Origin of the sequence: Arthrobacter sp. 9V, assembly GCF_902506065.1 — a bacterium.
In the GTDB taxonomy this organism is placed as follows: domain Bacteria; phylum Actinomycetota; class Actinomycetes; order Actinomycetales; family Micrococcaceae; genus Arthrobacter.
The window spans coordinates 1-8,815 of sequence record NZ_LR733012.1; the positions used below are offsets into that span (position 1 = coordinate 1).

At 64.5% G+C, this 8,815-nt stretch carries 4 protein-coding genes; all 4 read left to right on the forward strand.

The window, feature by feature from the left end; all coding sequences use genetic code 11:
* Window positions 1–48 precede the first annotated feature (48 nt).
* Entirely contained in the window at window positions 49–201 is a 153-nt protein-coding gene (locus BACI9J_RS23320; RefSeq protein ID WP_159565761.1) for a hypothetical protein, read from the forward strand.
* A gap of 317 nt (window positions 202–518) precedes the next feature.
* The gene (locus tag BACI9J_RS23325; protein WP_159736715.1) at window positions 519–2,243 is read left to right on the forward strand and encodes a sigma-70 family RNA polymerase sigma factor; all 1,725 of its coding nucleotides are present in this window, start codon (window positions 519–521) and stop codon (window positions 2,241–2,243) included.
* Between the two features lie 338 nt (window positions 2,244–2,581).
* Window positions 2,582–7,414: a beta strand repeat-containing protein gene (locus tag BACI9J_RS23330; RefSeq protein WP_236558896.1), complete on the forward strand. Its 4,833-nt coding sequence runs from the start codon at window positions 2,582–2,584 to the stop codon at window positions 7,412–7,414.
* A gap of 71 nt (window positions 7,415–7,485) precedes the next feature.
* Window positions 7,486–7,947, forward strand: coding sequence for a hypothetical protein (locus tag BACI9J_RS23335; protein WP_159558243.1), 462 nt, complete (start codon window positions 7,486–7,488; stop codon window positions 7,945–7,947).
* Window positions 7,948–8,815 lie beyond the last annotated feature (868 nt).

An 8,815-nucleotide genomic window follows, 5' to 3' on the forward strand; every position in this document is an offset into this window, starting at 1 on the left:
GCATTCGGGTGGTGAGGCGGTACCTCTTCCTAGATGAAGGCCGAGGCCATGGCAGAACCAATCGCACGCAGCGCAGGCGGCACCGCTGTGGGCGGTGCGCGGCTGGAGGGGACCGGGGCGCAGCTGCTCTTCCTCACCATCGGCACGAGCATCGCCCTCCTGCTGGTTGGGCTTGTTCTGCTCAGATTGCTTCAACGGTGAACTACATTGCTTCGTCGCTTCACGTCATGCTCTCCCGCCGCCGGCGTCCATCGACTATGAGTGCAAAGTCATCAGCAGAGGCAAACGGAAGTTCCCACGTCGAACTGTTTTTCAGCTTGACTACGAACGAGCCGATCCGCGTGTGGTGCGACTGTCCGATGGGGGAACTCCATACCTACGATGAGTGGGTTGATCGATTTCAGCACCCGAGCCGACGACGGCCTCGGGCACCCGCGGCTCCTCCGCCCCCTGACGCACTCTGATCCCCAAACCATCCTCACCTCTCGGGTGTGGTGCCCGAACTTTTAGGAACGATGATGAGCGACCTGGGCCCAATGGGTGAAGCCACTGGTGCGCCTCTGAAACCGGACCACATCCTCGTCGACGAAGCGCGCGCTGGCGATCGAAGTGCTTTCGCGGAACTGTGGAGCCGACACTCCCAGGCTGGTCTGCGCCTGGCACGTACCATCACGCAGCAGTTCGACGCCGATGATCTAGTTTCGGAGGCATACCTCAAGGTCCTTTCCGCGGTGATGAACGGCGGGGGCCCGACAGGCCCGTTCCGGCCGTACCTCTTTGTCACGATTCGGAATATCGCTGTCTCGTGGTCGAGGAAACGGCGTGAAGACAACCTGGATGCTGCGGAAGCAGTGCCTGACCCCCGGGCAACGGATGCGCCGATCCTTGCGGCACTTGACGCTGACCTCACGTTGCGTGCCTTCCGCTCGCTACCGGACCGCTGGCAGGAGGTGCTCTGGTTCACCGAGGTGGACGCACTCGCCCCAGCGGAAGTCGCTGGCAGGCTCGGCTTGAGCGCAAACAGTGTCGCAGCGCTGTCATACCGTGCTCGTGAGGGCCTTCGCCAGGCCTGGATCCAGATCCACATTGATTCCGCCGGCGCCGGAACGGAACATGCATGGACGCTTGAGCAGGTCGGGAAGAACGCACGGGGTGGGCTGTCGCCTCGGAAGCAAGCAAAGTTCGATACTCATCTCGCCGGATGCCCGGCCTGCACGGTCATCGCTGCGGAGGCTGTCGATACCAGTAACCGCTTCACCAGCGTTCTCCTCCCGCTGGCGGTGGGAGTGACAGGCACCGCTGGGCTCGGATGGGCTGCAAGCATGGGGGAGTCGGGCACGACAGACGGGCCTGACGCTCGAGCGGATATCGCCTCGAGGGCACGTCCGGGCGTCAAGACGATCAGGCACCGACGGGCCGTCGCCGTCGCCGTCGCTGCGACACTTGTGATGATCGTCGGTGGAGTCGGTGCCTGGGCTGCCCGCAGTTCGGATCGCTCCACCGTCGCCGTCGTGACACCAACGGAGACACCGAGCCACGCACTCGACAACGGTGCAACAAGCCCCAAGCCGAGGCGCGAGCGCGCATCTCAAATGCCTGAACCCGCGCCGATATCTCCATCCGCGCCGACGGCGTCGGCCCACGCGCCGACCGTCGCTCCCCTTGGCGACGGGGTACCTCCGGATCCCGCCGACGGCCGCAGCGCTGCTGCTGCGCCCTCTGAGGGTGGAGGAAACGGCCCACAGAACAGTGAGAGCGTCACGATTCCTGTCGCGATCAACAGTGTCGACGTTGGGGGCGGCGCTTTCTACCCGATTGTCACAGGTACTGCCTCGCCGGGGGTAATGGTCCGTTTGTCCGGACAGTCAGGGGTACTAGCATCCGTCGTTGCTGATGCGCAGGTGCGTTGGCGCTCCGGAAGTCTTGCGGTCCCTGCCGGGACTTCCCAGATCACCGCCACCGCCAATGGCACGACTGCGGTCACGAGCCTGACTCTTCGCCAACCAATCGTGTCGACCTCGTTTCGCGGAACCACGATCAGCGTCGGGGTCTCCGGATCCGCCCAGACTGTCTACGTCGCGACCTACGACAACGTACGGATCGGTCGTGCGGCTGCAGCCGCCAACGGCGCCGCGACGATCACGGGAAGCGTTGACATGACGCGCGGTACGCACAGCGTGGTCGTCCGTGCCGACAACGGGACGCGAGTCGGCCCGAGCACGATCGTCACCGTCGCGCTGTAACCCCGTCGCACCCCCACCCGGACCTGCCCACGCGGAGCGCGACATCTTTTTTGAGAACCCGCGTCATAGCTGCGCCATCACGGCGTCCCAGTCCTGATGGCGCTCCGTCATCGTACGGGTCACAGTTCAGTCACAGGTACCGCGTAAAGCGGATAGTCTGGGCTAGTGTCCACCTGGGGTTCTCTGCTGATTCCCAGGGCAATGACCATGACGACCTTGATCCATCGCCTCTTCGGCGGGGCGCGATGGAAGGTCGATGAGCTGATCGGTGACTCATGCGTAATCCGCACCCCCGTTTGATTGTTGACACGCAGCGGAGGCGATACCGTCTGGGCGCATTGGCTGCGCTCTTCGCGCTGGTCCTCGCGATGCTCACGACGATCGGATCCGGTGTGACGAGCCAGGTGGCCCGCGCAGCGGACGCGGTCTGCCTCCCTGGGAACATCACCGTCAACACGTTCAACGGTGCGCAGTCGGTGTTGAACAGGTACTCGTCGACAGGAACGCTCCAGGCGAGCTCACCACTCGTGCAGTCGTATGGAGACATCGGCTTCTCGAGCGACGGCCTCACTCTCTACGGAATCTCCGGGAGCACGCTGTACACACTTAACCCCAACACGGGGGCAGAAACCGCCTCGGTGAACATCTCCGGCCCGCAGCCGACCACGGGCGTAAACAACGCTCTGAGCTCGCTGCCGGACGGGTCGATGCTGTACGCCTCGGGGGGCAGTCCGACCATCTACCGACTGAACCCGACGACCGGGGTTTCATCGCTGTATCCGGCTTCCCTGCCGACTGGGTACAACTCCGCGGGTGACTTCCTCTCCCTCGCTGACGGTGACATCCTCGCCGTGACGGGCAACCCGAACGGTCAGAACGCGTTGGTGCGTATCCACCCGGATAACACCACGACGGTCGTGGGCACCGTTCCCAATTCGTTCGGTGCGGCCCAGAGTGGTGGCAAGATTTACCTTGCTGGATCCACTGGGAATTTCTACGAGGTGGCCTCGATACCGACCGCTGCGTCGAACGCGACCATCCCGACCAAGACGCTGGCGTCGACGGGTCTCCCGTTCGGTGGTGCGACGTCGCAGCAGGACAGTGGGCTGTGCTCGGACCTGCAGGTGACGAAGACTGCTGATCCTGCATCCGGGACGGCACTGCGTGCAGGGCAGACGGTGAACTACACGATCACCTTGTCGAATGCGAACGGTACTGCTCCGGCACAGGTCGACCAGACTGATGCGCTCTCTGCTGTTCTGGATGACGCGACGATCACCACGCAGCCCACTGTGTCCTCCGGTACGCGCCTGACCGTCAGCGCTGTCTCATCCGGCAGCTTCCGGGTCTCCGGAATCATTCCCGCCGGCGGACAGACGGTAGTCACCTATGCGGTCCGCGTGAATAGCCCAGACACGGGCGATCACGTGCTGTCGAACTACGCGATCCCGACCGGCACGGCCACGCCGACGAGCTGCGCGACAACGAACACTGCCTGCACCACGCATCCGGTGGCGGACATTACCGTTACGAAAACCGCTGACCCCTCCGCGCCGTCGGCCTACCGGGTTGGACAGGTCGTGAGCTACTCGTTCAAGGCCACGAACACCGGTGCAACGACGCTTTCGAATGTGAACATCAACGAAACCGCCTTCACCGGTTCCGGGCAGATGAGCGCGGTCTCTCCGTCTTCCGTTGCATCGCTTGCTGCGGGCGCGTCCAGCACGTTCACCGCCTCGTACACACTGACGCAGGCTGACGTGGACCGCGGGACGACCTCGAACACGGCGACCGCGACCGGCACACCGCCCGGTGGTACGCCGTTGACGTCGACTCCGTCCACAGTGACGGTCCCCGCGAACGCTGCTCCGGCATTGACGGTGACGAAGTCTGCCAGTCCGTCGGCGGCTTCGGCGTACACGGTTGGTCAGGAAATCACGTACTCGTTCGTTGTCAACAACACCGGCAACGTGACCCTCTCGGACGTGTCGGTGAACGATTCGGGGTTCACCGGGTCGGGGCAGTTGGGCCCGGTTTCTCCGTCCTCGGTCGCGACGCTCGCGCCGGGAGGGTCGACAACCTTCACCGCGACGTACACGTTGACGCAGGCGGACGTTGACCGTGGGTCCACGTCGAACTCGGCGACCGCGACCGGTACCCCGCCAGGCGGCACACCGGTGGACTCGCCGCCGTCGACGGTGACGGTGCCGGCGAACCCGGCGCCGGCACTGACGGTGGACAAGACGGCGAACCGTCAGCAGATCACGAGTGCTGGACAGTCGATCACGTACTCGTTCAAGGCGACGAACACCGGGAACGTCACGCTGCGCGGAGTGACCGTCGATGACGCAGATTTTTCCGGTACCGGCACCCTCGGCGCGATCTCGCCAGCATCGGTTGCATCGCTTGCGCCGGGAGCGTCGCGAACGTTCACTGCGACGTACACGACAACCCAGGCGGATGTCGACTCCGGTGCGCTGACGAACACGGCCACCGCTTCGGGAACTCCGCCCACTGGTGATCCGGTGACGTCGGGTCCGTCCTCAGTGAGGATCCCGGCGTCGGCAAATCCGTCGCTGTCGGTTGTGAAGTCGGCGAGCCCGTCGGGGCAGAGTTCCTACACGGTCGGGCAGCGGATCACCTACTCGTTCGTGGCGACGAACACCGGCAACGTGACCATGTCGAATGTCACTGTCGATGACTCCGACTTCAACGGCTCTGGTCAGCTCGGCACGCTGACACCGGCCTCGGTTGCGTCCCTGGCACCGGGAGCATCGAGGACCTTCACCGCCACGTACACCCTGACCCAGGCTGACGTCGATCGGGGGTCAACGACGAACTCCGCCACTGCTACCGGTACGCCGCCGGGCAGCGGAACGCCGGTGCCATCGGACCCGTCCACTGTGACTGTCCCGTCGACGCCGAACCCGTCGCTGTCGCTGGTGAAGTCCGCCAGTCCCGCGACTGGTGCGAATGTTGGCGACACCGTCACGTACTCGTTCCGTTTGACGAACACCGGCAACGTGACCCTGACTGACGCAACGGTCAACGAGGGCGCGTTCTCCGGTACCGGTGACCTCTCCGCAGTGGACTGCCCGGTTGCGGCGAATTCGCTTGCGCCGGGAGCATCGGCAACCTGCACGGCGACCTACACGCTGACCCAAGCCGACGCTGATGCGGGTGTCGTTACGAACTCGGCGACGAGCTCGGCGACCACCCCGACCGGTGGAACGGTCGATTCGCCCCCGTCCACTGCGACCGTCACGATCACAGCGGCTCCTGCGTTGACGGTGACGAAGACGGCCACGCCCGACAGCGCGACCAAGGTCGGTGACACCGTCACCTACTCCTTCCGCGCTACGAACATCGGCAACGTGACCGTGCGCAACGTCACGGTCAATGAAGGCGCCTTCTCCGGTACCGGGACATTGTCGGAGATCAACTGCCCTGCCGGAGCTCGCTCGCTCGCACCGGGCGACTCGGTGACCTGTACCGCGACCTACACGCTCACCCAGGCGGATGTCGACGCCGGCATGGTGACAAATACCGCGACGGTTAGTGGCGACACGCCGGGTGGGCCACCGGTCACCTCGCCGCCGTCGACGACCACTGTCAACGTGCCGGCGGATCCGAGCCTGACGATCACGAAGACCTCCGACACGACCACGATCACGCGGGCCGGACAGGAGATCACATATTCGTTCGCGGTCGCGAACACCGGCAACGTCACAATCGACGACGTCGAGGTGCAGGACCAGGACTTCACCGGCACTGGCGCTCTCTCGGCGATCACGTGCCCGTCCTCGAGCGTTGCTCCGGGAGACACGCTGACCTGCACGGCGACCTACACCGTCACCCAGGCAGATGTCGACGCCGGGAACCTGTCCAATACGGCAACCGCGACGGGTAACCCTCCCGGCGGCGGGGACCCAGTCGTTCCCGAGACCCCGTCAACGGTGATCGTGCCCGTAACGCCAGTCGCGTCGATCGGTGTCGTCAAGTCCGCGAATGTGACCAGCGAATCGAACTTCACCGCCGGGAAGACGATCACGTACTCGTTCGTGGCGACGAACACCGGCAACGTGACCCTTTCGAACGTGTCGATCGAGGAGCAGGCGTTCTCGGGCACCGGCGAGCTCTCCACCATCGACTGCCCGGCAGCCGCCGCTTCGGTTGCTCCCGAAGCGCAGGTGACCTGCACAGCCACGTACACGCTGACACAGGAGGACGTGAACGCCGGTGAAGTGACCAACGCAGCGGTAGCGCACGGCACCCCGCCGTCGACCGTTCCCGGCGGGGAACTGACCTCGACGCCGTCCAACGCCGTCGTGCCGACTCCCCAGAACGCATCGATGACGGTCGTCAAGACCAGCGATGTGCAAAAGATCAGCAAGGTTGGTCAGAAGGTGACGTACAGCTTCCGGGTGACGAACACGGGCAACGTGACCATCACGGACCCGAAGATCACTGACACCGGGTTCTCCGGAACGGGGACACTGTCTGCGATCACCTGCCCGGCAGCTGGCGACAGCCTTGCCCCTGGTGAAGCCATCACGTGCACTGCTACCTATGCCGTCACCCAAGCCGACCTGGATTCCGGCTCACTTCGCAACAGTGCCACCGTCACCGGTAACACTCCCGGCGGTCCGCCCGTGGCGCCGTCCCCGCCGAGCACAGTGAACGTTCCCACCGATCCGCAAGGATCGATAACCGTGGTCAAGACCGCCGACCACAAGACCGTCGCCGGGGTTGGGCAGACCATTCGCTACAACTTCGCGGTCACCAACACCGGGAACATCACCATCCGCAACGCACAAATCGAGGACCGCGACTTCACCGGCACGGGGAAGTTGTCGGCAATCACCTGCCCGGCAGACATCAGCACACTCGCGCCAGGGGCGACCGTGGACTGCACCGCCACGTACGTTACGACCGCAGCCGATGTGACCGCCGGCGCTATCTCGAACAGCGCAGTCGTCGCAGGCGATCCGCCGTTCGGCGGCGGCCGGATCCCGTCAGACCCGTCGACCGCGGTCGTGACGTTGAAGCCTGGCCCTTCTGGCCTTGCCTTCACTGGCGCTTCCGTTGAAACGCCGATCGGTATCGCACTCATCCTGCTGCTCGGCGGGGCAGCGCTCTTCACCATCACCCGCCGACGCCGACGGGCGTAACCAACCAACGATGGGGCGGGACCGGGATACCGGGCCCGCCCCATCGTCATTCGTCAGAAAGGCACACGCTTATGCGCCAACACACCACAACCAATCTTGTCGCCGTCGCCATTGCAGCAACCCTCGCGGCCGTAGCCCTGACTGGATGCAGCCCCGACACGCCACAACCGACGCCGACCACCAACAGCACTCGGTCCGCCGGCCCGCAGCTGCTCGGTCAAACCCCCGGCGTCTCCGGGGCCATCGACGTCCCGACAGAAATCACGAATGACGCCAACAAGCGAGCCTCGGTAACGCTGCAGAAGTGCGCAGCCACGAAGACTGGATGGCAGGCATCCGGGAAGATCAAGAACACTGGCAAAACGACCGGCAGCTACTTCATCACTGTCTTCTTCACTGATACTCACGGCACAGTCGTTGGTTGGAGCCAAGTCCGAGCCGAAGCGGCGAGTGAGAAGGGTGAGCTGTGGAAGGCAGCTGCGACCTTCACGGCGCCCTCTGACACCACCTGCGCGATCGCCGGAGTCAGTTAATGGGAGTAGCGGCTCCGGGCGTGATGCCCACACTCTTCGTACGGAGCCGGATGAGATGACAACGGTTCTGTCCCGCCAACGGTAAGACCCAGGCCCGATCGGAGAACGCGAGTGCATGGCTCGGAGCCGCTAGAACTCAGATCGTCGCCACGGTGCAGGCAGTGTCGTCGCGAAAGGCAGCTCGGATTCTGCCGGATATCAGTTCAGGCACATCGGCAGGCTAGGACGGCACGCTCGCAGGCTGCCCTCCCGGAACAGTATCGGGAGTACGTCTTGAGACCCTACGGTTGCGAGACGTCTCGCGGTGCGGCCCGCTCCCCCACATCAGACCCTGCGCTGACCGTCTTGCAGCCATGTCTCGCAAGAGCTCGGCGGCTCTTGCGTCCTGGAGGTCGGTTAGGAGACAGGGTCGACTGCGAAGTGGATAGCGTCGTCGACGGACACAGGCGCGCTGGTCTCGGTGCCCTATAGCCGATCGGCTACCGCACACGTGCGGCCGTTTCTGGAGCCCGCCAGGTGTAGGCAGCTTCGCTCTGTGTCGTCCTTCTGGTGGTGTTCCGTGTCCGGATCGCGTCCCGTGGCGGCCTGGTGAGCGGGCTCGCACGCGTGGCAGATGCGGTTCGAGAGCTGGAGCTGGAGCTCGAGCTGGAGCTGGAGCTCGAGCTAGAGCTGAAGCTGGAGTGGCCTCGGTGTCGCCGCGATGCACGGCCGTCACGACGCGCTCGCGGCTGGCAGGGGGATTGGTCTGCCGCCGACGCCGAAGGAGCTCTCCGGGCAGCGACTTGATCGGCGGCAAAAAAGAAGTCTGAGACTCGCGTCATAGTGCGCGTTCTTCGTGGTCCCCTGAGTACGTCACACACAGCTGCCC